At 71.1% G+C, this 24,704-nt stretch carries 26 protein-coding genes; 9 read left to right on the plus strand and 17 right to left on the minus strand.

What is annotated here, in order from left to right:
* Nucleotides 1-15 precede the first annotated feature (15 nt).
* The 7 genes from F5972_RS26105 to F5972_RS26135 form a co-directional block, all read right to left on the minus strand.
* Entirely contained in the window at nucleotides 16-255 is a 240-nt protein-coding gene (locus F5972_RS26105) for a hypothetical protein (protein ID WP_150936832.1), read from the minus strand.
* Nucleotides 252-1,313 (minus strand): aromatic ring-hydroxylating dioxygenase subunit alpha, encoded by a 1,062-nt coding sequence (locus tag F5972_RS26110; protein ID WP_225311875.1) that lies wholly within the window; start codon nucleotides 1,311-1,313, stop codon nucleotides 252-254. Before F5972_RS26110 ends, F5972_RS26105 begins: the two co-directional genes overlap by 4 nt.
* Before the next feature lie 3 nt (nucleotides 1,314-1,316).
* Nucleotides 1,317-2,852, minus strand: a complete 1,536-nt coding sequence (locus tag F5972_RS26115; protein ID WP_150936834.1) for an acyl-CoA synthetase — start codon at nucleotides 2,850-2,852, stop codon at nucleotides 1,317-1,319.
* Nucleotides 2,853-2,902: 50 nt separating this feature from the next.
* Nucleotides 2,903-4,300 (minus strand): MFS transporter, encoded by a 1,398-nt coding sequence (locus F5972_RS26120; protein WP_150936836.1) that lies wholly within the window; start codon nucleotides 4,298-4,300, stop codon nucleotides 2,903-2,905.
* 228 nt (nucleotides 4,301-4,528) lie between these two features.
* Nucleotides 4,529-4,987, minus strand: coding sequence for a MaoC family dehydratase (locus F5972_RS26125; RefSeq protein WP_150936838.1), 459 nt, complete (start codon nucleotides 4,985-4,987; stop codon nucleotides 4,529-4,531).
* Nucleotides 4,984-5,868, minus strand: coding sequence for an amidohydrolase family protein (locus tag F5972_RS26130; RefSeq protein WP_150936840.1), 885 nt, complete (start codon nucleotides 5,866-5,868; stop codon nucleotides 4,984-4,986). The genes F5972_RS26125 and F5972_RS26130 overlap by 4 nt, the downstream gene beginning before the upstream one ends.
* Nucleotides 5,865-6,809, minus strand: a complete 945-nt coding sequence (locus tag F5972_RS26135) for an SDR family oxidoreductase (RefSeq protein WP_191910320.1) — start codon at nucleotides 6,807-6,809, stop codon at nucleotides 5,865-5,867. Before F5972_RS26135 ends, F5972_RS26130 begins: the two co-directional genes overlap by 4 nt.
* 107 nt (nucleotides 6,810-6,916) lie before the next feature.
* On the opposite strand from F5972_RS26135, the gene F5972_RS26140 reads away from it, so the two are divergent.
* Nucleotides 6,917-7,804, plus strand: a complete 888-nt coding sequence (locus F5972_RS26140; protein WP_225311877.1) for a PaaX family transcriptional regulator — start codon at nucleotides 6,917-6,919, stop codon at nucleotides 7,802-7,804.
* Between the two features lie 79 nt (nucleotides 7,805-7,883).
* Here F5972_RS26140 and F5972_RS26145 read toward each other — a convergent pair whose 3' ends face one another.
* Nucleotides 7,884-9,242: an extracellular catalytic domain type 1 short-chain-length polyhydroxyalkanoate depolymerase gene (locus F5972_RS26145; protein WP_150936844.1), complete on the minus strand. Its 1,359-nt coding sequence runs from the start codon at nucleotides 9,240-9,242 to the stop codon at nucleotides 7,884-7,886.
* 253 nt (nucleotides 9,243-9,495) lie between these two features.
* Between F5972_RS26145 and F5972_RS26150 the strand changes: the two genes are divergently transcribed.
* The 3 genes from F5972_RS26150 to F5972_RS26160 all read left to right on the plus strand — a co-directional run bounded on the left by F5972_RS26150 (nucleotide 9,496) and on the right by F5972_RS26160 (nucleotide 11,689).
* A complete protein-coding gene (locus F5972_RS26150) occupies nucleotides 9,496-9,981 on the plus strand; it encodes a MarR family winged helix-turn-helix transcriptional regulator (RefSeq protein ID WP_150936848.1) in 486 nt (161 codons plus the stop codon).
* A gap of 104 nt (nucleotides 9,982-10,085) precedes the next feature.
* Nucleotides 10,086-11,072, plus strand: coding sequence for a GlxA family transcriptional regulator (locus F5972_RS26155; protein ID WP_150936850.1), 987 nt, complete (start codon nucleotides 10,086-10,088; stop codon nucleotides 11,070-11,072).
* A complete protein-coding gene (locus F5972_RS26160) occupies nucleotides 11,069-11,689 on the plus strand; it encodes a DJ-1/PfpI family protein (protein ID WP_150936852.1) in 621 nt (206 codons plus the stop codon). Before F5972_RS26155 ends, F5972_RS26160 begins: the two co-directional genes overlap by 4 nt.
* Here F5972_RS26160 and F5972_RS26165 read toward each other — a convergent pair.
* Nucleotides 11,682-13,958: an LLM class flavin-dependent oxidoreductase gene (locus F5972_RS26165; RefSeq protein WP_150936854.1), complete on the minus strand. Its 2,277-nt coding sequence runs from the start codon at nucleotides 13,956-13,958 to the stop codon at nucleotides 11,682-11,684. The genes F5972_RS26160 and F5972_RS26165 overlap by 8 nt on opposite strands.
* Nucleotides 13,959-14,054: 96 nt before the next feature.
* On the opposite strand from F5972_RS26165, the gene F5972_RS26170 reads away from it, so the two are divergent.
* A complete protein-coding gene (locus F5972_RS26170; protein ID WP_150936856.1) occupies nucleotides 14,055-14,573 on the plus strand; it encodes a MarR family winged helix-turn-helix transcriptional regulator in 519 nt (172 codons plus the stop codon).
* Here F5972_RS26170 and F5972_RS26175 read toward each other — a convergent pair.
* The 6 genes from F5972_RS26175 to F5972_RS26200 all read right to left on the minus strand — a co-directional run bounded on the left by F5972_RS26175 (nucleotide 14,559) and on the right by F5972_RS26200 (nucleotide 18,291).
* Nucleotides 14,559-15,200, minus strand: a complete 642-nt coding sequence (locus F5972_RS26175; RefSeq protein WP_150936857.1) for a DUF2306 domain-containing protein — start codon at nucleotides 15,198-15,200, stop codon at nucleotides 14,559-14,561. The genes F5972_RS26170 and F5972_RS26175 overlap by 15 nt on opposite strands.
* A 236-nt stretch (nucleotides 15,201-15,436) precedes the next feature.
* Nucleotides 15,437-15,676 carry a hypothetical protein gene (locus tag F5972_RS26180; RefSeq protein ID WP_150936859.1) on the minus strand — a complete coding sequence of 80 codons (240 nt, stop codon included), beginning with the start codon at nucleotides 15,674-15,676 and terminating at the stop codon, nucleotides 15,437-15,439.
* A 60-nt stretch (nucleotides 15,677-15,736) separates the two neighbouring features.
* Nucleotides 15,737-16,216, minus strand: coding sequence for a GntR family transcriptional regulator (locus F5972_RS26185; RefSeq protein ID WP_150936861.1), 480 nt, complete (start codon nucleotides 16,214-16,216; stop codon nucleotides 15,737-15,739).
* 45 nt (nucleotides 16,217-16,261) lie between these two features.
* A complete protein-coding gene (locus tag F5972_RS26190; RefSeq protein WP_150936863.1) occupies nucleotides 16,262-16,744 on the minus strand; it encodes a GntR family transcriptional regulator in 483 nt (160 codons plus the stop codon).
* 103 nt (nucleotides 16,745-16,847) lie between these two features.
* Complete coding sequence (locus F5972_RS26195) at nucleotides 16,848-17,501, minus strand: JAB domain-containing protein (protein ID WP_150936866.1); 654 nt, start codon at nucleotides 17,499-17,501, stop codon at nucleotides 16,848-16,850.
* Nucleotides 17,502-17,553: 52 nt separating this feature from the next.
* Complete coding sequence (locus F5972_RS26200) at nucleotides 17,554-18,291, minus strand: GntR family transcriptional regulator (RefSeq protein ID WP_150936867.1); 738 nt, start codon at nucleotides 18,289-18,291, stop codon at nucleotides 17,554-17,556.
* A 254-nt stretch (nucleotides 18,292-18,545) separates the two neighbouring features.
* Between F5972_RS26200 and F5972_RS38375 the strand changes: the two genes are divergently transcribed.
* The 4 genes from F5972_RS38375 (at nucleotide 18,546) to F5972_RS26220 (ending at nucleotide 22,273) form a co-directional block, all read left to right on the plus strand.
* Nucleotides 18,546-18,725 carry a hypothetical protein gene (locus tag F5972_RS38375; RefSeq protein ID WP_204287057.1) on the plus strand — a complete coding sequence of 60 codons (180 nt, stop codon included), beginning with the start codon at nucleotides 18,546-18,548 and terminating at the stop codon, nucleotides 18,723-18,725.
* A 290-nt stretch (nucleotides 18,726-19,015) separates the two neighbouring features.
* Nucleotides 19,016-19,930, plus strand: a complete 915-nt coding sequence (dapA, locus tag F5972_RS26210) for a 4-hydroxy-tetrahydrodipicolinate synthase (protein WP_150936869.1) — start codon at nucleotides 19,016-19,018, stop codon at nucleotides 19,928-19,930.
* 104 nt (nucleotides 19,931-20,034) lie between these two features.
* Nucleotides 20,035-21,720 carry a ribonuclease J gene (locus F5972_RS26215; RefSeq protein ID WP_150936871.1) on the plus strand — a complete coding sequence of 562 codons (1,686 nt, stop codon included), beginning with the start codon at nucleotides 20,035-20,037 and terminating at the stop codon, nucleotides 21,718-21,720.
* Between the two features lie 55 nt (nucleotides 21,721-21,775).
* Nucleotides 21,776-22,273, plus strand: coding sequence for a DUF402 domain-containing protein (locus F5972_RS26220; protein WP_150936873.1), 498 nt, complete (start codon nucleotides 21,776-21,778; stop codon nucleotides 22,271-22,273).
* 38 nt (nucleotides 22,274-22,311) lie between these two features.
* Here the strand turns inward: F5972_RS26220 and F5972_RS26225 are convergent, their stop codons facing one another.
* Both F5972_RS26225 and F5972_RS26230 read right to left on the minus strand, forming a co-directional pair.
* On the minus strand, nucleotides 22,312-23,433 hold the full coding sequence (locus F5972_RS26225; protein ID WP_150936875.1) for a hypothetical protein: 1,122 nt from the start codon (nucleotides 23,431-23,433) through the stop codon (nucleotides 22,312-22,314).
* Entirely contained in the window at nucleotides 23,430-24,704 is a 1,275-nt protein-coding gene (locus tag F5972_RS26230) for a glucarate dehydratase family protein (protein ID WP_150936877.1), read from the minus strand. Before F5972_RS26230 ends, F5972_RS26225 begins: the two co-directional genes overlap by 4 nt.

The raw sequence follows: 24,704 nt of genomic DNA on the forward strand, positions 1-24,704 counted from the left end.
ACGAACGGCGTGTGCTCAGACGAGCGCGGCGGCCGGGGCGGGGGAGTTCGCCGCCCCGGCTGGCCGGGCCCGGTGTCCTTCCGGGTGGCCGAGCAGCCAGTCCCACAGGACCACGGGATCGTCGAACTCCCGTTCCGCGCCGCAGAAGCAGGTGGCGTGCAGCCGGTCGGTGCCCGGCACCCAGCGGATGCGGTAGACGGTGCGGCCGGTGCTGGCTGTGCGGCCCGTCCGTGCGCCGGGTTCGCCCGGGTTCATCGGGCGGCGGCCCGCGAGGAGGCGGAGCCGGCCATCCGGGCGAGCAGTCGCCGGGCGGCCAGGCCGCCGGTGTCGATGTTCACCGACAGCTCCTGGTAACGGTCCGGCTCGGCGGCGATGACCTGCTCCAGCGTGTTCAGCGCGGTCACGTCCTGCAGGACCACCGTCCGGTTGCTCTCCCGGAGGAAGTCCGAGACCTTCTCGTCGTCGAGCGCGAAGTCCCGCGCGACGGCCCAGAAGTCGTAGGTGCTGCTGTCCGTCGACGGGGTGATCGCGTAGACGACCTCGACGTGGAAGGCGTGCGGGTCGGCGCCGTCGGCGGCGGGCGGCGGCGACCCGACGGGGGCGACCCGGCTGTGCAGGAGGTAGAGGCACGGCGGGTGATACTCGATGTCCTGCCACCGGGTGATCCGTCCCTTGATGCCGGTCGACTCGGCGTAGAACGGCGGGCACGCCGCGTCGTCCATGTGCCGGCTGACGTAGACGACGCCCTCGTCCTCGTCGACCTCGGTCGTGATCGGCGTCTCGGCCACCTCGGGCGTGCCGATGTATCCGCCGTGCAGGTAGGTCTCGTGGGACAGGTCCAGGAGGTTGTCCACGAGCAGGCCGTACCGCGCGTTCAGCGGCTCCATGCCGCACACCGTGGCGTACTCGGGCGCGACCAGCCAGGGCGCGCGCGGCGGCAGGGTGGCGCCCGGCTCGCGGTCGCCGATCCAGACCCAGACGAACGAGTCCTGCTCCACCACCGGGTAGGTGCGCAGCCGTGCCGTACGCGGGATGCGCTGCTGCGCGGGCACGGCGACGCAGACGCCGTCCGGGCCGTAGGTGAAGCCGTGGTAGCCGCAGACCACCCGGTCGCCGACGAGGTGGCTGGGCGCCTCGGACAACGGGAACCTGCGGTGGACGCAGCGGTCGGCCATCGCCACCGCCCGCCCGTCCTCGGTGCGCCAGAGCAGGATCGGCTCGTTCAGGATGGTACGGCCGAGCTGCCGCCGGCCCACCTCGTGGCCGTACGCGGCGACGTACCACTGGTCGCGCGCGAATTCCGTGACGATCACTGGTCACTCCTCGGTGCCGGCGGCGAGGGGCCGCCCGCGCAGGTCGGGTTTGCGGATCTTTCCGGAGCCGGTCTTCGGCAGGGCGTCGACGATGTCGAAGTAGACGGGGATCTTGTACTTGGCAAGCCGGGAGAGGAGGAACTCCCGCAGGTCGCCGGGGATGACGGCGGCCCCGGGGCGAGGGACGACGAAGGCCCGGCCGACCTCCCCCCACCGCTCGTCGGGCACCCCGACCACGGCGGCCTCCGCCACGTCGGGATGCTCGAACAGCACGTTCTCGACCTCGGCCGGGTAGACGTTCTCCCCGCCGGAGATGTACATGTCCTTGACCCGGTCGACGATGTGGAGGTGGCCCTCGTCGTCCAGGACGCCGATGTCGCCCGAGTGGAACCAGCCGCCCTCGGTGAGCGCGGCGGCGGTCGCCTCCGGGTTCCGCCAGTAGCCCGGCGTGACGTTCGGCCCCTGCACGAGCACCTCGCCCGGCTCGCCCGCCGCCGCGGGCGTCAGGTCGGGCCGCACCACCCGCACGTTGGCGAAGAACACCGGCACTCCGGCGGAGCCCACCTTGCGCTCGCTCTCGCCCGCCTCCAGGAAGGTTGCGCCCGGCGACGTCTCGGTCAGCCCGTAGCCCTGGCAGAAGGTCAGGCCCCGCGCCTGGTACGCGCGGATCAACGCGACCGGGATCGCCGCCCCGCCCGACATCAGCGTACGCAGCGAGGACAGGTCGGCGTGGGCCCACCGCGGCGACCTGGCGAACGCGGCGAACATCGCGGTGACGCCGAACATCCAGGTGACACGGTGCTTCTCGATGAGGTCGTAGCACTGGTCGACGTCCCACGACGGCATGATCACGGACGTGCCGCCCTTGAGGAAGGTCGGCAGCAGCGTCTGGTTCAGCGCCGCCACGTGGAAGAGCGGCGCGCTGACCAGGGTCACCTCGGTGCTCGCCACGTCGACGCCGATCAGCATGTGGAAGCAGTTCCACGCGAGGTTGGCGTGGCTGAGCATGGCGCCCTTGGGCCGTCCCGTGGTGCCGGAGGTGTAGAGGATCAGGGCGACGTCGTCGAGCGCCACCGGGATGTCGATCGGCGTGGGGTCGCCCTGCGACAGCCAGCTTTCGAACTCCGTCTCGCCGGGCGCGGGCGACGCCAGCGCCACGACCGTACGGAGGCCCGGCAGGGCGGGCAGGGCGCGGACGACCGCCGCGCACTCCGGGGCGTAGACGAGGACGGAGGCGCCCGAGTCCGTCAGCATGTAGGCGATCTCGGGCGCCGTCAGGCGGAAGTTCAGCGGGACGAAGATCCCGCCGAGCAGGTGCGTCGCGAACAGGGTCTCGGCGAAGGCGACGTGGTTGGGGCCGAGGTAGGCGACCCGGTCACCGGCCCGCACCCCGGCCTCGCGCAGCCGGGACGCGAGCCGCGTCGTCCGTTCGTGCACCTCCGCGTAGCTGACCGGCCGGTCCGCGAAGACGAACGCGGTGCGGTTCGGGCTCATCTGGGCCCGGCGGGCGGGCCAGCCTCCCAGTCCGGCGTTCCGCATCGGTGGCAACCCCTTCGCGTCATCTCAGGGACGGTGTAGGAGGGACGGCGTCAGGCGGAGGACGGCTTCGCCGCGCCGGGCACGTCGCCGGAGGAGGGCGCGACCACCGCGACCGAGGTCAGGTCCTGACCCCTGGTCTCGCGCAGGGCCAGTACGCAGAGCACGGTCAGCAGGCATGACGCGGCGATGATCGTGGAGGTCGTCGTGGTCCCGCCGCCCCCGGACGACGCGTCGAGCTGGGCGAACAGCAACGGAGCCAGACCGGCGCCGAGCCCGGCGATCTGGTAGCCGAGCGAGGCTCCGGTGTAGCGGCTCCTGGTGGCGAACAGCTCCGTGTACAGGGCCGCGAGCGGGCCGAACATCAACGGGTGCAGGATCGACTGGCCCAGCACGAGGGCGAGGGTGAGCACGGCCGTGCTGCCGCTGTTCACCATCGGGAAGAGGACGAATCCGAACACCGCCATCAGCAGCGCTCCCGTCAGCACGACCGGACGGCGCCCGACGCGGTCCGACAACGCCGCGCATCCCACGATACCGACGACGGCCAGCGCGGACGAGAGCGTGAGCCCGTTGAGCACCGCCTGCCGGGGGAAGCCGGCCCGCACGCCGTACGCGATGAGATAGGTGGTGAGCGTGCCCTGGGCCACGAAGGCGGACAGCCCGACGCCCACCGCGAGCAGCAGCGTCTTCGGGTGGTTGCGGAGCACGTCGAACAGCGGTGTCTTCCGGCGCCGTGCGGCCGGGGTCCAGGCGGCCGCGTCTCTTGCGGCCTCGCTTCTGGCGGCCTCGAAGACCGGGGTCTCGGTGACCCGCATCCGGACGAACAGGCCGACCGCCAGCAGGAGGATGCTGAGCAGGAACGGCACCCGCCAGCCCCAGCTCAGGAACGCCTGCTCGCTCATGACCGCGCCGGTGCCGGTGAGCACGGCGGTGGACAGCACCATGCCGGACGGGGCGCCGGCGTTGGTGAAGCTCGCCCACAGCCCGCGGCGGCTGGTCGCGTGCTCGGCGGACATCAGCACCGCGCCGCCCCATTCGCCGCCGACGGCGATGCCCTGCAGGATCCGCAGCAGGACGAGCGTGATGGGCGCGAGGGAGCCGATCTGGTCGTAGGTCGGCAGCAGGCCGATCAGGAAGCTGGCGACACCCATGAGCGTCATGGTCAGCACCAGCATGCGCTTGCGGCCGAGGCGGTCGCCGAAGTGGCCGAAGAGCACGCCGCCGAGCGGCCTGGCGAGGTAGCCGGTGGCGAACGTGCCGAAGCTGGCGACCGTCGCGGCGAGCGGGTCGAGGGAGGAGAAGAAGACCTTGTTGAAGATCACGGCCGAGGCCGTGGCGTACAGCAGGAAGTCGTAGTACTCGATGACGCTCCCGATGAAGCTGGAGCTCACCGCGCGTCGGAGTTGGGTCTGGCTGGGCTGGGTCTGGCTGGGGGGTGTCTCTGGCATGACCGAGCTCCTCGTCCGGGGAGCGAGCTGTGTCGCTTTCCTGTCCGGAGGTTAGGCAGATCGATAACGGAGGTCAAGACTTTGCCAAATATTGGCCAGGGGGCCGGAGAGAGGTGCTCCTCCCGCCTGCCGGAACGCCCGTGGCGCCCTCTCGCGCCCGTCTTTCGGCACGCCGAAACACGCCGTACGGGCCTGAAGGGCCGCGGGCAGCGTGATCAGGCCGCGTGGTCAGGCGTAGTGCCGGTAGACGGCGCGGGCGACGCAGGCGGGCTTGGCCGATCCCTCCACCTCCACGGTGAAGTCGAGCAGCATCTGGACGCCGTTGCCGGGGACCTCCTCCACCGACACCACGGTGGCGGCGAGGCGGATCCTGGCGCCCACCCTGACCGGGCTGGGGAAGCGGACCTTCTCCAGGCCGTAGTTGACGCTCATCGTCACGCCGCGGATGTCGAGCAGTTCGTTGAACAGCGGGATGACCAGCGACAGGGTCAGATATCCGTGCGCGATGGGGGCGCCGAACGGGCCCTTGGCGGCCCGCTCGGGATCGACGTGGATCCACTGGTGGTCGCCGGTCGCGTCGGCGAAGGTGTTCACCCGGTCCTGGGTGATCTCCAGCCACCCGCTGTGGCCGAGGTCCTTGCCGGCGAGCGCGGTGATCTCGTCGAGCCCGTGGGCCGATGTCGTCATGGTTGTCGCGTCCCTTTCTGCCCGCCGAGCCCGAGCAGGCGTGCGGCGTTGTCCTTGAGGATCTTCGGGCGGACCTCCGGCTTGATGTCGAGCCGGTCGAAGTCGGCGAGCCAGCGGTCCGGGGTGATCACCGGATAGTCGGACCCGAACAGCACCTTGTCCTTGAGCAGCGTGTTCGCGTACCGCACGAGCTGTGGCGGGAAATACTTGGGCGACCATCCGGACAGGTCGATGTGGACGTACGGCTTGTGCGTGGCGACCGCCAGCGCCTCGTCCTGCCAGGGGAAGGACGGGTGGGCGAGGATGATCCGCAGGTCGGGGAAGTCCACGGCGACGTCGTCCACCAGCATGGGGTTGGAGTGCTTCAGCCGGATGCCGCCCCCGCCCGGGACGCCCGCGCCGATGCCGGTCTGCCCGGTGTGGAACAGCGCGATCGCGCCGAGCTCCTCGATCACCTCGTAGAGGGGATAGGCCATGCGGTCGTCGGGGGAGAAGCCCTGGATGCTCGGATGGAACTTGAACCCGCGCACGCCGTACTCCTCCACGAGGCGGCGCGCCTCGCGGACGCCGGCCCGGCCCTTCCACGGATCGACGCTGGCGAAGGGGATCAGCACGTCCGCGTGCGCGGCGCAGCTCTCGGCGACCTCCTCGTTGGAGATGCGGGGGTGCCCGGTCGCGTGCTCGGCGTCGACGGTGAACACCACCGCCGCCATCTTCCGCTCGCGGTAGTAGGCGGCCATCTCCGGGATCGTCGGCCGCGGATGTTCCTTGAAGTATTTCTCCGAGGCGCCGAACAGCTCCGCGCTCAGCGAGGCGTGCCCGTCGGCCGACACCTCGGCGTGCGTGTGCACGTCGATCGCGACCAGCTCCTCGACGTTCACGAGCCTCCCTTCGGCGTGCCCGGTGCCTGCGGTGCGTCCGGCACGTTCGGCGCGGGAATGCCGTACGTCTCCGGCTCGGCGCCGACGCCCTCCGGCCACGCGGCGGCGATGGCGTCGGCCGACCAGCCGCCGTAGGTGTACGCCACCGACTTCTCGCTCGGATGGGACCAGAGCGCGAGCCGGTCGCCGCCGATGCCGATGGCCTGGCCCGTCACGTCCGCGGAGGCGTCCGAGGCGAGGAAGACGACCAGCGGGGCGACGTCCTCGACGGTGCCCATGCCCTCGCCCTGGCGCAGCCACGCGGGGAACGACCGGCCGGTCCGCTCCGCCTCCTCGATGATCGGGGCGAACGCCGGGATCGTCCGGGTCATCTCGGTGGCCGCGACCGGCACGATCGCGTTGACGGTGATGTTCGCCCTGGCCAGCTCCATCGCCCAGGTGCGGGCCATGGCGACGATGCCGGCCTTCGCTGCGGCGTAGTTGGTCTGGCCGAAGTTGCCGCGCTGGCCCGCGGGGGAGGAGACGAGAATCAGGCGGCCGCCGGTCCCCTGCTCCCGCATCCGGACCGCCGCCGCGCGGGCGCAGGTGAACGTGCCGCGCAGGTGCACTCCGATCACGGCGTCGAAGTCGTCGTCCGACATCTTCCACAGCACCCGGTCGCGCAGGATGCCCGCGTTGGTGACCATCACGTCGAGCCGGCCGAACTCCTTCACGGCCGTGTCGACCAGCCGGTCGGCGACCTCGGCGGAGCCGACCGGGGCGGCGACCAGGGCCGCCCTGCCTCCCCTCGCGGTGATCCCGTCCACGACGCGCGCGGCGGAGTCGCCGTCCACGTCGTTCACGACGACCGCCGCGCCGGCCGCCGCCAGCGCCTCGGCGTACGCGCGCCCGAGGCCCCGGCCCGCGCCGGTGACGACGGCCACCTTGCCCGACAGATCCATGTGCTCCACCTCTCGATTGGGCAGCGTGACGCCGTTCGAATCTATGGCAGTTATGTGACCATCGTCAAAGATTTGCCTTCCATGGGGAAGCGTCTACGCTTTCTGCTGTGAGCACCGGCGACCACGACCAGACGGCGGGTTCCATGCGCCCCCAGTCGTTGATGTTCAGCTTTCTCGGGATCTACGCGCTGGACCGCCGCACCGCCATCTACTCGGGCAGCGTCATCGACGTGTTCGCCCGTCTCGGTGTCTCCGAGGAGGCCGTACGGTCGACGCTCGCCCGCATGGTGAAGCGGAACCTGCTGGAACGGCACCGGCGGGGACGCAAGATGTACTTCGCGCTGACCCCGCACGCCGCCGAGGTGCTGGAGGACGGGCGCAGGCGGGTGTGGGAGACCGGGGCGGTGAACCGCGACTGGGACGGCACCTGGACCGTGGTCGGGTTCTCCCTGCCGGACAGCCGGCGCAGCACCCGGCACGACCTGCGGTCCCGGCTCGTCTGGGGCGGGTTCGGCCTGCTGCAGAGCGGGCTGTGGATAGCGCCGGGCGCCAAGGACGTCACCGAGATCCTCGCCTCCCTCGACCACGCCTCCCTCGACCACGCCTCCCCTGACCAGGCCTCCCACGACCCTGGCCTCGACATGGCCGACCACGTCACCGTGCTGAACGCCCGGGCGTTCAAGCCGACCGAGGCGGCCGATCTCGTCCGCAAGGCCTTCGACATCGAGCAGATCGCCGCCCGCTACCGGGCCTTCCTCGCCCGATGGGACGCCTCCCTGCCCCTGCCGGAGGCGCCGGACGACCTCGCCCGGCAGTTGCTGCTGCACACCGACTGGCTGCAGCTCGTCCGGCAGGATCCGCACCTGCCGGCCGAGCACCTGCCCGGGGACTGGCCCGCGATCCGGGCCGAGCAGGTCTTCCAGACGCTCGCCCGCGACTACCAGCCGCGTGCCGCCGAGACGGCCGCCGCCGTCCTGGACACCCTCGCCCTCTGAGGGACGAGCTGACGTACGGAGGACGCGGCGGGCGGGTGGTGCGTGCCCGGGGGCGGGCACGCACCTGGTGTCCGATGGGCTATCCGTTGGCGCAGGCCGTGCCGTTGAGCGTGAAGCCGGCCGGCGCGTTGTTGGTCCCGCTGTAGGTGCCCTGGAAGCCGAAGCTGGTGCTGCCTCCGGCGGGGATCGAGGCGTTGTAGGAGACGTTGCGCGCCGTCACCTGCGTGCCGGACTGGGTCACCGTGGCGTTCCAGGCGTTGGTGACCTGCTGGTTGCCCGGCCAGCTCCAGGTGACCGTCCAGCCGTTGACCGCGGCGCCCGTGTTCGTGACCGTGATGTCCGCCGTGAACCCGTTGTTCCAGGTGTTGGGGCGGTAGCTGACCCGGCACGCGCCCGTCTGCGGGTCCGAGGGAGTCACCGAGGGAGTCACGGAGGGCGTCACGCTCGGGGTCGAGCTGGGCGTCCTGCTGGGGCTCTGGCTCGGGCTCTGACTGGGACTCTGGCTCGGGCTCTGGCTGGCGCCCGTGAGACCGAAGAACTGGATGGCGACGGCGGCCATCCCGGTCGACGGGAGGCTGTGACCCGCGCCCTGGATGGTGTAGGCCTCGACCTTCACCGCGCCGGAGGAGTCGGCGTAGCGGCGGCGGCTCCAGCCCGACTGCGGGGTGTCCGTGCTGGTCGGCGTCTGGCTAAGGCCGTTCACGTTGGTCCACTGCTTGATCTCCTCCTCCAGCTCCGAGTAGGCGACGACGGTGTCGTTGGTGCCGTGCCAGAGCTGCATCCGCGGCCACGGTCCCCGGTAGCTCGGGTTCGCGTTGCGCACGGCGTCGCCCCACTGCTGCGCGGTCTTGCCGACGCACGGCGCGGAGTTGCCGCCCGGGCTGTACGCCGCCTCGTTCGGGAAGCAGGTGAACGGCACACCCATGAACGCCGCGCCCGCCTTGAAGACCTCCGGGTAGAGGCCGAGCATGGCGTTGGTCATCATGGCGCCGGAGGAACTGCCGGTCGCGAACACCCGGTTCGGGTCGCCGTGATACTGGTTCTCGACGTAGGTGATCATCGACATGAGCGACACCGGGTCGGTCTGGCCCCCGCGCACCTTCGACGCGTCGGACCAGTTGTCGAAGCAGTTGCCCTTCTTGGAAGCCGACGGGTAGATGACGATGTAGCCGTACCGGTCGGCCAGCGACGCGAACTCGCTGGACGAGTAGAAGCCGGGCCCGGAGCCGCCGCACGGGTGCATGGCCAGCACGATCGCCGGGTTCGACTGCACCCCGTTCGGCACGTACACGTACATCCGCAGGTTGCCGGGGTTGGCGCCGAAGTTCGTCACCTCGGTCAGCGTGGCCGCGGCGGCCGACTGCGCGGACACCAGGGTCACGGCGGCGTACAGCACCGCGGCACAGACACCGGCGAGTACCGCGAGTAATCGCTTCATTCGCTCCTCCTCTGCTGGACGTGCGGAGGTCCCGCTTTCCGGCGCGCCTTTTTCCGGAAGCGCCGTGCGTTGGCAAAACATGACGTCAGCCGGTATATGAGGAGGTATGGCCCGTGGTCAAGAGATGGCCCGAAGGGCCATGATCGGGCGCGTCCGCGAGAATCGAGTTTTCGCTGCATATCAAGCACTTTGCTATCAAGTGACTTGATATAGGAGTGCGAAACTTACATCCGGAGGGCCGGGAGGTATCGTCATGCTGGTGATCGCCTCCCGCACCCCTCCGGCCGCCCCGCAGAGCGCTCCTGCGCCCCGTCTGAGCTACCTGGTGTTCCGACTGGAGCGTCGCATCCGCGCCCACCTGGACGACTCACTCGCCCGGCACGGCGTCACCACGACGGAGTACATGGCCCTGAGCGAGCTTCGCACACGTGACGGGCTGTCGTCGGCGGAACTGGCCCGCATCGCCTTCGTCACGCCGCAGGCGATGAACCTGGTCATCCGCGACCTCGAACGGCGCGGGCTGATCCGCCGCGACCCGCACCCGGCCGGCGGACGGGTGCTGTGCGCCCGCCTCACCTCCGAGGGCGTGTCGGTGCTGCAGCGGTGCGACGGCTCGCTCGACGACATCGAGACGGTCATGCTCGCCAAGGTAGACACCACGCTGCGCGGCACCCTCAGGGAGGGTCTGACCCTCTGCGCCAGGGCCCTGCGCACCGACGCCCACCTCGACACGCACTGATCTCCGCGGTTTCCGCCCGGCGCCGGGATCGCGCAGGCCCGATGGCGTAATACGCAATGTTCGTGTCGTTGACGCCACGATGCCCGCCGGGAAGCATCGAGGGCATGCAGCGACGTGCGGTCCGGCGTGTGGTCATCGTGGTCTTCGACGGCTTCCAGATGTTCGATCTGGCCGGGCCGGCGGACGTCTTCTCGACCGCGAACCTGCTCGCCCGCGAGGGGGATTACCGCGTCGAGGTGACGGCAGTGCGTGCTGGGGCCGTACCGGCGCAGAACGGGATCGTCACGCTCGCGGAGACCGCGATCGGCGAGGTCGCGGGCCCGATCGACACGCTGCTCGTCGTGGGCGGGCTGTCCGTGCCGGAACACCTGGGTGATCGGGACCTGATCGGCGGCGTCGCCCGGCTGGCCGCCGGGGCGCGCCGGGTCGCCTCCGTCTGCAACGGGAGCTTCGTCCTCGCGGAGGCCGGGCTGCTGGGCGGCAGGCGCGCGACCACCCACTGGCTGGTGGCGGGGGAGATGGCCGACCGCTATCCGGACGTCGAGGTGGACGCCGACCCGATCTACATCCAGGACGGGAACGTGTGGACCTCGGCCGGGGTCAGCTCGGGCGTCGACCTCGCCCTCGCGCTCGTCGCCGCCGACCACGGCCACCGGCTCGCCCGGAACGTGGCCCGGGGGCTCGTGGTGTATCTGCACCGGCCGGGCGGGCAGAGCCAGTTCAGCGCCCCCATGCGGGCCGCCGTCCCACGGGCCGAGCCGCTGCGCGAGATCCAGGCGTTCATCGACGCCAACCCCGCCGAGGACCTCAGCGTGCCCGCGCTCGCCCGGCGCGCGGGGATGAGCGAGCGGCATTTCTCCCGCGTCTTCACCGAGCAGACCGGGGTCTCGCCCGGCAGGTACGTCGAGCGCAGCAGGGCCGACGCGGCCCGGCGGCTGCTGGAGACGACCGCCCACCCCCTGGACAGGGTCGCCAGGGAGACGGGGCTCGGCGCTCCCGAGACCCTCTACCGCGTCTTCCGCCGCCACTGGCGTGTCTCACCCGGCGACTACCGCCGCCGGTTCCGATCGAAGGAGAACAGCAGATCATGAACATCGCGATCCCCCTCTACCCGAGGTTCACCGCGCTCGACGCCGTCGGGCCGTACACGGTGCTGGCGTTCGCGCCCGGCTGCACGGTCACGTTCGTCGCGGCCGAGCCGGGGCCGGTGCTCGACGACCGGGGAAGCCTCAGCCTCGCGGCCACCGCGTCGTACGCCGACCTGCCCGAGCCGGACGTGATCGTCGTGCCCGGAGGGCCCGGGACGATCGAGGCGCTGTCCGACTCCGCGCTGCTGGGCTGGATCGCGCGGGCGCACGAGCGGACGCGGTGGACCACCTCGGTGTGCAGCGGCTCGTTCCTGCTGGGCGCGGCCGGACTGCTGACGGGCCGGAAGGCGACCTCCCACTGGGGATGGCTCGACCAGCTCGCCGGGTTCGGCGCCGAGCCGGTCGGCGAGCGCGTGGTGACCGACGGGAAGATCGTGACGGCGGCCGGCGTGTCGTCGGGCATCGACATGGCCCTCACCCTGCTGGCCGCGCTGCGCGACGAGGAGACCGCGCAGTCCGTGCAGCTCGCCATCGAGTACGACCCCCAGCCCCCCTTCGATGCCGGCAGCCCGAAGACCGCACAGGCCGGGTTGGCCGAGAGGGCCATGGCCCTCATCTGACGTCGTCCGCCGGTTCGACGGGGAAGTTCGCGCGGAACACGTTGTCCGGGTCGTAGGCGCGTTTGACCCGCCGCAGCCGGACGAGGCCGGCCTCGCCGAACGCGTCGAGCAGCCGTTCGGGCCGGGTGTCGGTGTCGAAGGACAGATAGAGACCGTCGGTGTACGGCGCGACCTCCGCGTCCCACGCGGCGTCGAGGGCCGGCTGCGCCGCGCCCATGGCGGTGAGCAGGAAGTTCTGGTGCCGGTGCGGATAGGCGGTCGCGTCGGGAGCCAGGTCGTGCGCGGCCCCGCCGGTGGCGCGTATCTGCAGGAAATAGGACGACCGGGAGCTCGCGACCCGCCCGAACGCGCGGCTCACGTCACCGTCGAGGTGGGTGACCAGGCCGGAGCGTACGGCGGGGTCCCCACCGCCCGTGTGGTGCCTCTCGGCCGGCTGAACCACCCCCGAGTAGGGCAGCAGATATCCCTGGTGCCCCAGCAGTGGGCCGGCCTCGGCGAGCCGTTCGAGCTCGCTCACCGCGGCCTCCGTGTCCGCGCCGGCGTACACGGTCATGAGCTGGGCGACAGCGTCCTGGCCGCGGCGCGCCGGTGAGAGGATCAGGAAGCTCGTCAGCTCACGCGGCGCCTTCTCCATCGCCGCGCCCCAGCGCTCGAGGAGCCCCGCCGTGTCGCGGGCGTCCAGGGTCATCTGGGAGAAGACGACCTCGCCGAGCTCCATCGCCTCGATCTCGACCCAGGTGACCACGCCGAGGTTGCCCCCGGCGCCGCGCAGGCCCCAGAACAGGTCGGGGTTCTCCTCCCGCGAGGCGTGCAGCACCCGCCCGTCGGCGGTCACGACCTCCGCGGCGACGACGTGGTCGATCGTCAGGCCGAAGCGGCGCCCGAGCAGGCCGATGCCGCCCGTGGTCGCGAGGCCGCCCACGCCGACGCCGCCGAAGTCGCCCGAGCTGATCGCCCATCCGTGCGGCACCAGGGCCTCGGCGACCTGGCCCCAGGTCGCGCCCGCGCCCAGCCGCACCCGGCGCGTGGCCGGGTCGACGACCTCGACGGTGTCGAGCGCGCCGACGTCGAGGACGATGCCGCCGTCGTTCGTGGAACGGCCGCTGATCCCGTGCCCGCCCGAGCGCACGCCGAGTGGCACGCCCTGGGACCTGGCGTACGCGAGCCCCTCGGCGACCTGCTCGGCCGTCCGGGGGCGCAGCACCAGGCCGGGCGACCCCGCGCGCAGGTAGTTGTGCCGCACCGACTCGTAGGCGCGGTCGCCGGGCTCGACGGCGTCGGCCGCGAGGCTCGCCGGGACCGTGTCGTAGTCGATCCCGTCGCGGCGCAGCGCGATCGCGGCGGCTCCGCGGCGGGCGGCAGCGGGGACCGTGCCGGTGGCGGCTCGCTCGCGCGTCACCGCGTCCCGTACGGCGGGGGCGATCTCCTCGCCGTAGACCTGGATGAGCCGGGGATCGTCCGAGCCGAGGACGAACGTGCCGATGCCGTCCTCCAGCGCCAGAGCGGTCAGCTCCTCCACCCACTGCTCGACCGGCCCCCGCAGGAAGCCCTCGCGGGTCTCGGTGACCTCACCGCCGATGTTCAGCAGGCGGCGCACCCGCGCCGGGTCGCGCCCGGCCTCCTCGGCGGCCGCGTCGATGATCTCGTTGCCGCGCCGCAGGTCGCCGTCCTTGAGGTAGGCGAGAGAGGGCAGCCATCCGTCGGCCGCGCGCCCCACCAGGCGCAGCATCCGCGGCTTGTAGGCGCCGACCCAGATCGGGATGTCGTGCGCGGGCGCCGGGCCGCGCTTGGCCCCCGCGATGCGGTGGTGTTCCCCGTCGACGCGCAGGATGCGGCGCTCACCCGCGTCCCAGATGCCGCGGATGATCTCGATGGCCTCTTCGAGCGCGGTCACGGATTCGGCCGGTGTCAGGCGGGTGCCGCCCATCGACTCGATCGCGTCCCAGAAGCCGCCCGCGCCGATGCCGAGCGCGAACCGGCCGCCGGAGAGAAGGTCGAGCGACGCCGCGGCGCGGGCCAGCACCGCCGGCGGGCGCAGCGGCAGGTTGAGCACGTTGCCCGAGACCGTGATCCGCTCCGTCCGCGCGGCCACCCAGGACAGCAGCGTCCAGGTGTCCAGGAACCCCGGCTGGTACGGGTGGTCCTGGAACGTCACGAGATCGAGCCCGGCCGCCTCGGAGATCCGCGCCAGCCGGACCGGCTCCTGCGGGTCGTGGTTCTGCGGGGTGAGAAACGTGCCGAAGGTCGGCTGGTGGCCGTAGTCCGTCATCGCCGGGCCTCTCTGTGTCACAACTAATCTGTGGAGCAGACGATATGTGACGCAACTTATCGAGGTGACAGCGTATTCCGGGTTAGGGTGGACGATGTGACCGACCACGAACCGACCGGCTCCCCGGCGCCGTCCACGCAGGGATCCGTGGTCGGGTGGGCCCTCGCCGTGCTGCTGCGGGAGTGGAGCGCGCGCGTGGAGGACATCTCACGTGACCTGCCGCACGGGGTGCGCGGCTACCAGGTGCTCTCCGCCGTCGTGCACGAGGCCCCGCCCACACAGGCCGCGCTCGCCGCCCGCCTGGGCATCGACCGCACCGTCATGACGTACCTGCTCGACAAGTTCGAGGGGTGCGGTCTCGTGGAGCGCCGGCAGGACCCGGCCGACCGCCGGGCGCGGCGCATCGTGCCGACCGAGCACGGCCGGCGCGTCCTCGCCGAGCTCGACGCGCGCGTCGCCCGGGCCGAGGACGAACTGCTCTCCGGTCTCGTGCCCGAGGACCGGCGGGTCCTCACGGCGCTGCTGGAGCACGCCGCCACCCGGGCGGCGCCCGGCGAGGACCGCTGCGCCGCCGCCGCGAGATCAGTCGGCGGCAGAACCTCAGACACGGTCTAGCCGGGCTTCGGGTACGCGAGTCCGCCCTCTGATGATGCTTTCGGCCACGACCAGGTTGACGATCCAGCCCAGCGTCTGACCGATCGGGATCACCGAGGTCGCGAGCTCTCCCACCGCCCCGGCGCCGCGGAAGGGGATCTGGGCCAGCAGGAGCAGGGGAACGAGGACGCGCGACGTCACCGCGAGGAACGTCAGCGCGTAGTTGCGCGTCATCCAGTCGCGATGGCTCACGAAGTCACGCCGGCGGGCGGCCCGGAACGCGAGCCCACCGGTGACCAGCCACAGGACGGCCGCGGTCGTGAGGCCGATCTGCGTCACGACGCGGCCCGACCACATCGCGACCGGGATCGCGGCCACCGCGGACGGCAGCACCCCGGCGAAGAGATAGGCCCGGCCGATCATCCGGTGGATCCGCCGGCGGGCCCGCACCCGCGGCATGAACTGCAGGGGACCGAGCACCAGCGCGACGGCGGCGGTCCCGATATGGCCCACCAGGACGTAGTAGTGCACGCTGCCGCCCACGTCGAGGCGGCTGTCGTCGATGTCGAGACCCAGGTACGGGTAGACGAGCACCGAAGCGGCGACCACCGCGACGATCAACATCAGCCATGCCGTCCGTCTCCGCATGCCCGCAGCCTGTCAGCCCACGGCCCGCTCCGGCATCCACCGGGGGATGACCCCGCACGTACGCGACTCGGCGTACGGCCCCGTCGTCCGGTCACGGACGACGCCGGTTGCCGCCGTATAGCCGGCAGTGTGCCGCCGCCCTTCGGCGGCGGCCTTGGAGACGTACGACTCGTCGGGCGGCTCCCCATGCCCGAGGAAGCGCGGAGGGGTTCCGGGGGGCCGCCCGACGTCAGTGGCTACGCGTCGACGCCCTCACTCTTGGCGATCACACGAGCGAACAACTGGTCGAGCATGCCCGACGTTTTTTCGCGCCATGCCCTCTGGGCCTGCATCTCTTCAACCAGGACCTGAAGCATGGAGCGGATCTCCTCCAAGATCGAGTGGATGTCGGCTGTGATGGTGCGGATGTCTTCCAGTCCCGCTCCCAGTGCGTGCTGACCCCTGCTCAGATTGACGCGCTCCTCGGTGTGTGGCATGCCCGACAGGTTAGGGGTGCCGCGCAGATCACACAGGGTGAATCTCCAAGCTCCGCGCGGTCAGCCCTGCGGCCAGTTCTCCGGCGAGGACACGTACGTCCCGCGATGCGGCACGGTGAAGACATACCCCTGATCCCGGAGAAACTTGACGGTCTGCCGCACCGTCGCCTTGGCCACGCCATACTGCTGCATGAGCGACTTCTCGCTCGGGATCGGCCGGTTCGCCTTGAGTTCCCGGCGCTCGATACGCTCCGCGATTTCCTTCGCCATCTGCTGGTAAAGCAGTGGTCTCCGGCGGGGGCGGTAGACGACGCCGTCGCCGACGAAGGTACCCAGGCCTGGCTCAGTATGAACGAGACCGAGCTCCCTCAGCTCCCGGGCGACTCGCCGTGCCGTGAGGCGAGCCACGCCGTACTCCGCTTCCATCTCCGCCTCGCTCGGGATGGGGTCACCCTCGATCAACTCGCCATCGCGGATCTGTGCGTGGATGAGTTCGGCGATCTGCTTGTAGACGGGTACCGGACCCTCGCGGTCGAGCATGTGGTCGACCCTAGACGGCGTCAGACGACTAGACGAAGGAAACAACTAATCCTTCGGCCACTTGTCCTCTGCTGAGACAAAGGTCCCTCGTTGAGGGACGGTGTAGACCCAGCCCTGATCGCGAAGACGGCCCATCGCCCTGCGGACCGTCTCGCGTGCCACCTCGTATCTCTGCACCAAAGCCGTCTCGCTGGGTACGGGACGCCGAGGTTGCAGGTCTCCGCTCCGGATCTCCTGGACGATGTCCTCGGCGATCTTCCGATACATCGGAAGCTTGCGTGGCTCCCTCGGCGCGCTGTCCGGTGCGGCGACGAATGTGCCCTCACCCTGCACCGTGTAGATCAGGCCTTCCTCGCGCAGCATGTGGACGGCTCGCCGAGCGGTCGTCCGTGCCACCCCGAACTCGGTCTGGATGGCGGCCTCACTTGGGATGGGCCGTCCAGGCGCGAGCTCACCTCGCTGGATCTGTTCCCGAATGATCTCGGCGATCTGCACGTACAGATGGGTGTCACCGTCGTGGTCGAGCACGCTCGAAGCGTAGACGACCCATTACGCACCTCTCTGTATGAATATGCCTGATTAGACGTTAAGACTTGTCCTGGTCAAGGCAATACAACTAGACGTACTATGGCTACGGAACGCGGCGCCAGGCGGTGTCGGTGACGATCACGTGGTCGAGGAAGCGGAGGCCGACGGTGTCGGCGGCCTCGTGGAGGCGGGCGGTGACCTCGACGTCGGCGGGGCTGGGATCGAGCGATCCGCTCGGGTGGTTGTGGGCGAGGCCGAAGGCGGCCCCGCCGGAGAGGAGGACGGTGGTGACGATGTCCCGGACCGGTGCCGGCGTGTGGTCGCTGCCGCCCTCGCTGAGCACCGAGCGCCGCAGCACCGCGCCGCGGCCGTCGCAGACGATCACGACGAGCCGCTCGCGCGGGTGCCCGTGCAGCAGGGGAGCGGCGGCCGAGGCGATGTCGGCCGAGCAGGTGATCCTGCTCCGCTCCGGCTCCGCCTGGGCCCGCCGTACGAGGTGGAAGGCGGCCGCCACCCTGGCCGCCTTGGCCGGGCCCACCCCCGGCACGGCGAGCAGCCGGTGGGCCTCGGAGCGGGCCAGCTCGCCGAGGTCCCCGCAGTGGGCGATGACCTGGGAGGCGAGCTCCACGGCGCTCACGCCCCTGCTGCCCGAGCCGAGCAGCAGGGCGAGCAGCTCTCTGTCGGCGAGCGCCGCCGCTCCGGAGGCCAGCAACCTCTCGCGGGGCTGGTCGGCCAGGGGCAGGTCTTTGACGCGCATCGGCACCTCCGGACGGGGGATCCGGATCGGTTGTACCAGCGGGCACCGACAGTCAGAGGGGGCTGGGAATGCCGTAGACCAGGCGGAAGCGATCACCGGGCACCACGGCGTCGCTGGTCTCGACCGGCCGGTCACCCGACCAGTACGTCCGCTCGATCTGGAGCACCTGCACGCCGGCGGGCAGCTCCAGCAGATCGCTCTCGGTCGGCTGGGGCACGCGGACGTGCACGGCCTCGCTGATCTCGGTGATGGGGGTGCCGCTCGCCGCGAGGCGGAAGGCCGCGCTCCTGCGTTCGTAGGTGCCCTCCTCCGCGCCCTGGCCCTGCCCCGGCTCGATCGGCTCGTACGTGGTGAGCAGCTGGAGGGGCCTGCCGTCGCCGCGGAAGATGTGGCGGGTCCGCATCACCGGGCCGGACTCTCCCAGGCGCAGCCGGTGGACGATGTCGGGCGGCGCGTCCGCGAGCTCGCTGCGCCAGCTCCAGCTCGGATGCCGGCCGCCCGCGTGCATGTCGCTGGCGAAGGCGGTGTGGGGTTCGGGGGAGCGGCCGCGGTGGAGCGGGAGCAGGATCGGTTTCTCCCGCACCCGGTGCCCGGAGCCCACCCGGCTGATGATGAGGCCCTCCTGGGCGAGCACCCGCAGCGCGTGGCGCGCGGCCGTCTCTCCGACGCTGTACTTCCGGGTTATCTGGTGCCGCGACGGGATCGGTGCGCCCGGTGGGAGCGTGCCGTCGATGATCTGGCGGCGGATGTCTTCGACTACGCGCAGGTAGACCGGATCAGAGTTTGCCATCAATCCATCCCTGAGGGGGTGACGGGTCCTCCAAATCTTGACGTATCCGCCGGGCGACACAGAGTGACGGAAGTGTCCTGTGACCCCAACTTTGCCTGGTGAAAGGTCCGCCAATGGGCGATTGTGCCGCTAAGGGGTCGGGTGTAGACATTCCGCTCCCGCCCCCTTATCACGGCATCCATGTGGGTCCCGCCTGGGACGACCACGAGCGCATCACATGGCTGAAACCGACCCCTCGCAGCGACCGTGTCCGGGTGCGGCGTCACACCTGCGAGTGCAAGCCCACGATCTACGAGCTGTGCCAGGCGGGCGGACTGCTGTTCGTCCGCCGCACCGAACGGGAGCCCGAGGTGAAGGTCCGCGAGACCGAGCGCCTCATCACCGTCAGGATCGTGCCCCTGTGGACGAAGCTGCTGACGGGGGAGGCCCGCTGAGCCTGCCCGGGGCCTGGAACCGCTGAACCACGACTTTCCTGGTCATACGGGGTATGACCCGCCGTTCGCGGCCTCCGGGAAAAAATTCGCGCGATGGTGTGTAACGTCCGCGTAAGGAACGCCGATTCTTCGGTAGAGGTCGCCGATGTGTGTACCCCCGAGCACATATCGGCGGCCTCTTTCTCTGTCCCCAGCCCTGTCTCGGCTCTGTCCCCGGCGGGCGTCACGGGACGGGACATATCGGGGTGGCGACGTCCATGACCCGCGCGGATCCGGGTACCGTTCGGTCTATGGCATCGCCAACTGGAACCTCCGACGCCCCCTTCGGCCGCGCGCTGACCGCGATGGTCACACCGTTCACCTCTGACGGCGCCGTCGACTATGAGGGCGTCCAGCGGATCGCCGCCTATCTCGTCGACGAGCAGCGCAACGACGGACTGGTCGTGAGCGGCACCACCGGTGAGTCCCCCACCACCTCCGACGAGGAGAAAGACCGCATTCTGCGGGCGGTGGTCGAGGCCGTGGGCGACCGGGCCACCGTCGTCGCGGGCGCGGGGACCAACGACACGCGGCACAGTGTCGAGCTGGCCCGGGCCGCCGAGCGCGCGGGGGCGCACGGTCTGCTGGTGGTGACGCCGTACTACAACAAGCCGCCGCAGGAGGGCCTGGTCCGCCACTTCACCGCTGTCGCCGACGCGACCGGCCTTCCGGTGATGCTCTATGACATTCCCGGGCGTGCGGCCACGCCCATCACGACGGAGAGCCTGTTCCGGCTCGCCGAGCACCCGCGCATCACGGCGGTGAAGGACGCCAAGGGCGACCTGTTCGCCGGCTCGCAGGTGATGGCGGGCACCGACCTGGTGTTCTACTCCGGTGACGACCTGCTGAACCTGCCCTGGTTGTCGGTGGGGGCGGTCGGCTACGTCAGTGTGGTGGGCCACGTCGTGGGCCCCGATCTCGTCGCCATGTGCGACATGTACCGCACCGGTGACGTGGCGGGCGCGCTGGAGACCCACCGGCGGCTCCTGCCGGTGGTCTCGGCGATCATGACGCGCACCCAGGGCGCGATCATGGTCAAGGCGGCGCTGACGCTGGTGGGCCAGGACGGCGGTTACGTCCGGCCTCCGCTGGTGGACGCCACCCGGGAGCAGATCGCGGCGCTTCGGGAGGACCTCATCACAGGGGGTCTCAAGCTTGTGGATTAGATCAACAGATGGAGCCGAATGAGCGACTTGACCAGGAAGAAGAACAGACGATCCGGGGGTGGCGGCGTGACCGTGACCGGGCGGCGCCGAGCTGAGGGGGCGGCATGAGTCATCCGCATCCCGAACTCGGCCCGCCTCCGCCGCCGCCGGAGAACGGCCTGCGCATCGTCGCGCTGGGCGGCCTCGGCGAGATCGGCCGGAACATGGCGGTGTTCGAGTACGACGGCCGCCTGCTCGTGGTGGACTGCGGCGTGCTGTTCCCCGAGCCGGACCAGCCGGGCGTCGATCTCATCCTTCCGGACTTCGACTACATACGCGGGCGCCTGGACGACATCGAGGCGCTCGTGCTCACGCACGCCCACGAGGACCACATCGGGGCGGTGCCGTACCTGCTGCGGGAGCGGCGCGACATCCCGATCGTCGGCTCGCGGCTGACGCTCGGGCTCATCGAGAGCAAGCTGGCCGAGCACCGCATCCAGCCGGTGAAGGTCGAGGTGATCGAGGGAGAGCGGCGCTCGTTCGGGCCGTTCGAGTGCGAGTTCGTCGCGGTCAACCACTCGATCCCCGACGCGCTCGCGGTGGCGGTCAGGACCCCCGCGGGTCTCGTCCTGCACACGGGCGACTTCAAGATGGACCAGCTTCCGCTGGACGGACGGCTGACCGACCTCGGGGCGTTCGCGCGGCTCGGGGCCGAGGGCGTCGACCTGCTGATGTCCGACTCCACCAACTCGGAGGTGCCGGGCTTCGTCACCAGCGAGCGGGACATCGCGCCGGTCATCGACGACGTCTTCCGCACCGCCGCGAAGCGGATCATCGTGGCCAGCTTCGCCTCGCACATCCACCGCGTGCAGCAGATCATGGACGCCGCCGAGAAGCACGGCCGCAAGGTCGCGCTCATCGGCAGGTCGATGGTCCGCAACATGGGCGTGGCGCGCGAGCTCGGTTACCTGAAGGTACCGGCGGGCCTGCTCGTGGACTCCCGGGAGATCGAGGAGTGGCCGCCGGAGGACGTGGTGCTGATCTGCACCGGTTCCCAGGGCGAGCCGATGGCGGCGCTGTCGCGCATGGCCAATCGCGACCACCCGATCAGGATCGCCGAGGGCGACACCGTCCTGCTGGCCTCGTCGCTGGTGCCCGGCAACGAGACGGCGGTCAGCAAGGTCATCAACGGCCTCAACCGCTGGGGCGCCCGGGTGGTCCACAAGGGCAACGCACGGGTGCACGTCTCGGGCCACGCGGCGGCGGGTGAGCTGCTGTACGTGCTCAACCTCACCAAGCCGTCCAACTTCATGCCGGTGCACGGGGAGTGGCGGCACCTGCGGGCCCACGCCCGGCTGGCCGAGCTGACCGGCGTGCCCCGCGAGAACATCGTGATCGCCGAGGACGGCGTGGTCGTCGACCTGGTCGACGGCCGGGCGAGGATCGCCGGCGCGGTCCCCTGCGGGTACGTCTTCGTGGACGGCACCTCGGTGGGCGACATCACCGACGTGGCGCTCAAGGACCGGCGCATCCTGGGCGACGAGGGATTCATCTCCATCGTCGTCGTCGTGGACTCCACCACCGGCAAGCTCACCGGGGGGCCGGAGATCACCGCCCGTGGCTCGGGCATCGACCCCGACGCCTTCGACGCGGTCATCCCGCTGATCGAGTCCGCGCTGCAGGAGGTCGCCGCGGCGGGCGTCGCCGACGAGATGCAGATCCGGCGCACCATCCGCCGTACGGTGGGGCGCTGGGTGAGCGACACCTACCGCCGCCGGCCGATGATCATCCCGGTGGTCGTCGAGGTGTAGCGCACAATCCAAATCCCGTTGAACTCGGATACGGGCGTGGCGTAACGTCCCGCCCGTGTCCGAGGTGAGGATCGTCTACCGCAAGTACGGTGGAGCGCTGCACTGGCACCACTTCGCCCGGCTGCTCGGCGAGGACGAGCACGGCGTCTGGGCCGGCTACCCCGCCCAGACCATCGCCCAGCGGGGGCACGAGCCGGAGACGGTCTTCGAGATCCCGTCCGTCATGCTGTTCCCGCGCGACGCGTGGTGGACGGCGTCGTTCAACGCCCCGCCGCACAAGGCGGAGATCTACTGCGACATCACGACGGTGCCGGTGCGGCGTGACGGCCGGATCACCATGGCCGACCTCGACCTCGACGTCCTGCGCATGCGCGACGGCCGGGTGCTGCTGGACGACGAGGACGAGTTCGCCGACCACCAGGTGCGGTACGCGTACCCGCGGGAGGTCATCAGCCAGGCGGAGCGGTCGGCCGCCTGGCTGATGGAGTCGGTGGCCGCCCGGACCGGTCCGTTCGACGGCGCCCACGACCGCTGGCTGTCCCTCGTGACCTGAGCCCGGCTCAGCGCCGCCCAGATTATTGCTAGTACAGATCAGCGCCGTACGGCGGCGGTGATCGCCTTGAGGCGGGCGGCGGAGGCGAGGCCGCCGTGGTACCAGTGGATCTCGGAGGCGCCAGCCGCCGTGTACGCCTCGGCCAGGAACGTCAGCGCCCCGGCGTCGGCCGGGCGCGGCGGCAGGGCCAGCACGTACGCCCCCACCCGCGGCCCGAGCCGGCCGAGGGCCCGCAGCCCGGCCTCGTCCACCTCCGGGGAGTTCCAGCAGTTGCCGACGAGCAGGTCGGCGTCCACGCCCTCGGGGACGGTCGCGAACGGGCCGGTCGCCCACGGGTCGGCGCTGGCGTGCAGGGCGACCTCCAGGCCGGGCCGCGCCGCCCTGGCCTCCGCCAGCAGCAGCGCGCGAAGCTCGCCCGCGAGCCCGGTGCGCAGGCCGCGCAGGACGTCCGCCAGGTCGCCCAGCGCCTCCTCGACCGAGCCCGGCCGGCCGTCCACGCCCGCGCGCACCCGCGCCCGCGCCTCGGCCACGTCCACCCCCGCCGTCTCGTACCGCACGACGCAGTTCGCGCAGAAGCACAGGGACAGCAGGGCGACCTGCGCGGGCGACCAGTCCGCGCCGTCGGTCTTCTCGTGGTGGCCGCCGTGCCGGAAGCCGAGCGGGCCGCACGCCTCCAGGATCAGCGCGTCCGGGTCGCCGGCCTCCACGATCTCGCGGACCAGCGTGCGGCAGTAGTCGCGCACGTCGGCCGCCGCCGGGCACAGCGCGTACGGATAGCTCTCCCCGAACGCGTTGACGACGACCAGGTCGGGGTTGGCCGAGCCGAGCAGCGTGTTGTGGGTCAGCACGGTCCACGCCCGCACCGGCAGGCCCGCCGCGCGCAGGGCGTCCCTGGCCTCCCCGAACGGGTCGGCGGAGTCCATCCACGACGGCCTGCCCGGCACCAGGCGGGCGCCCTTCCACGCCTCCTCCCGTACGGGCACGTAGCAGGCGGAGTGCCGGGCGTCGACCAGCCGGTGGGCCGGGTGGTGGGGGGTGGCGGCGCGGGTGGTGTGGTACGACGCGGCGAGCGCGACGGCGTCGACGCCGAGCGCCGCCAGGCGGCCGGCGGCGCCCGGGTCGCCGGCGATGTCCCAGGGGTAGGCGTAGATGACGTTCACCAGCGTGGCCTCCGAGCGGAGAAGGACGGGTCGACGGACCTCATGTACGTCGTGTCGTCACGGGAGCGGACCCCGCACTTCTCATACTGCTCGTTCATGATTGCGAGGGCGTCGCGGTCGAGTTCCACCCCGAGTCCCGGGCCGTCCGGCACCGGGACCGCGCCGTTCACGAACCGCAGCGCGCCTTTACCGTCCGAAGATGGGGCGACCACGTCCTGGCCGTCCTGCCAGGGGGTGTGGGTGTCGCAGGCGTGAGTCACCGCCGGGGTGGCGGCGGCCAGGTGGGTCATGGCGGCCAGGCTGATGCCGAGGTGGGAGTTGGAGTGCATGGACAGCGCGACGCCGAAGGTCGCGCACAGCGTGGCGATGTGCGCCGAGCGCACCAGGCCGCCCCAGTAGTGGTGGTCGGTCAGCAGCACCCCGATGGCCCCCGCGCGCAGCGCCGGAGGCAGGTGCTCGGGGGTGACGACGCACATGTTGGTCGCGAGCGGCATCGGCACCTCGGCGGCGACCCGCGCCATGCCCTCGATGCCCTCGGTGGGGTCCTCCAGGTATTCCAGCAGGCCGTCGAGCTCGCGGCCCACCCGGATCGAGGTCTCCACGCTCCACACGGCGTTGGGGTCGAGGCGCAGCGGATGCTCCGGGAAGGCGTCCCGCAGCGCGCGGATCGCCTCGATCTCCTGGTCGGGCGGGAACACCCCGCCCTTGAGCTTGATCGAGCCGAAGCCGTACCGGCCGATCAGGAGGCGGGCCTGCTCGACCACCCCCTCGGGGTCGAGCGCGGCGCCGAAGCCGTCCTCCGGGGCGCCGGGGTGGCCGCCCCACTTGTAGAAGAGGTACGCGCTGTAGGGCACGGAGTCGCGCACCCGGCCGCCGAGCAGGTCCACGACGGGCCGGCCCGCCGCCTTGCCCCGGATGTCCAGGCAGGCGACCTCGAAGGGGGAGAAGATCCGGTCGACGGTCTTGGCCCGGGAGGAGGTGCCGGTCAGGCCGTGCAGGTCGGTGACCACATCGGCGCCGACGAGGCGGGCCACCGTGGCGTACATGGCGTTGTCGCCGTAGACGTCGTGACCGCGCAGCGCCTCGGCCGCGGCCCGCACCCGTACGAGATGGTCGATGTCGCCGTAGGTCTCCCCGAGGCCGGTCAGCCCCTCGTCGGTGACGACCTCGACGACCGTGCGCAGCGCCCAGGGCTCGTGGACGCCGGCGGCGTTGAGCAGCGGCGGGTCGCGGAAGGCGACCGGCGTGACGTGTATCTCGCGAATCCTCAT

It is taken from the genome of Microbispora cellulosiformans (assembly GCF_008728085.1).
Classification (GTDB): Bacteria; Actinomycetota; Actinomycetes; order Streptosporangiales; family Streptosporangiaceae; genus Microbispora; species Microbispora amethystogenes.

Coding starts and splice junctions, on each gene's coding strand:
- F5972_RS26105 (WP_150936832.1), bottom strand. CDS start 255: ATGAACCCGGGCGAACCCGGCGCACGGACGGGCCGCACAGCCAGCACC.
- F5972_RS26115 (WP_150936834.1), bottom strand. CDS start 2,852: ATGCGGAACGCCGGACTGGGAGGCTGGCCCGCCCGCCGGGCCCAGATG.
- F5972_RS26120 (WP_150936836.1), bottom strand. CDS start 4,300: ATGCCAGAGACACCCCCCAGCCAGACCCAGCCCAGCCAGACCCAACTC.
- F5972_RS26125 (WP_150936838.1), bottom strand. CDS start 4,987: ATGACGACATCGGCCCACGGGCTCGACGAGATCACCGCGCTCGCCGGC.
- F5972_RS26135 (WP_191910320.1), bottom strand. CDS start 6,809: ATGGATCTGTCGGGCAAGGTGGCCGTCGTCACCGGCGCGGGCCGGGGC.
- F5972_RS26145 (WP_150936844.1), bottom strand. CDS start 9,242: ATGAAGCGATTACTCGCGGTACTCGCCGGTGTCTGTGCCGCGGTGCTG.
- F5972_RS26150 (WP_150936848.1), top strand. CDS start 9,496: ATGCTGGTGATCGCCTCCCGCACCCCTCCGGCCGCCCCGCAGAGCGCT.
- F5972_RS26155 (WP_150936850.1), top strand. CDS start 10,086: ATGCAGCGACGTGCGGTCCGGCGTGTGGTCATCGTGGTCTTCGACGGC.
- F5972_RS26160 (WP_150936852.1), top strand. CDS start 11,069: ATGAACATCGCGATCCCCCTCTACCCGAGGTTCACCGCGCTCGACGCC.
- F5972_RS26165 (WP_150936854.1), bottom strand. CDS start 13,958: ATGACGGACTACGGCCACCAGCCGACCTTCGGCACGTTTCTCACCCCG.
- F5972_RS26175 (WP_150936857.1), bottom strand. CDS start 15,200: ATGCGGAGACGGACGGCATGGCTGATGTTGATCGTCGCGGTGGTCGCC.
- F5972_RS26180 (WP_150936859.1), bottom strand. CDS start 15,676: ATGCCACACACCGAGGAGCGCGTCAATCTGAGCAGGGGTCAGCACGCA.
- F5972_RS26185 (WP_150936861.1), bottom strand. CDS start 16,216: ATGCTCGACCGCGAGGGTCCGGTACCCGTCTACAAGCAGATCGCCGAA.
- F5972_RS26195 (WP_150936866.1), bottom strand. CDS start 17,501: ATGCGCGTCAAAGACCTGCCCCTGGCCGACCAGCCCCGCGAGAGGTTG.
- F5972_RS26200 (WP_150936867.1), bottom strand. CDS start 18,291: ATGGCAAACTCTGATCCGGTCTACCTGCGCGTAGTCGAAGACATCCGC.
- dapA (WP_150936869.1), top strand. CDS start 19,016: ATGGCATCGCCAACTGGAACCTCCGACGCCCCCTTCGGCCGCGCGCTG.
- F5972_RS26215 (WP_150936871.1), top strand. CDS start 20,035: ATGAGTCATCCGCATCCCGAACTCGGCCCGCCTCCGCCGCCGCCGGAG.
- F5972_RS26230 (WP_150936877.1), bottom strand. CDS start 24,704: ATGAGGATTCGCGAGATACACGTCACGCCGGTCGCCTTCCGCGACCCG.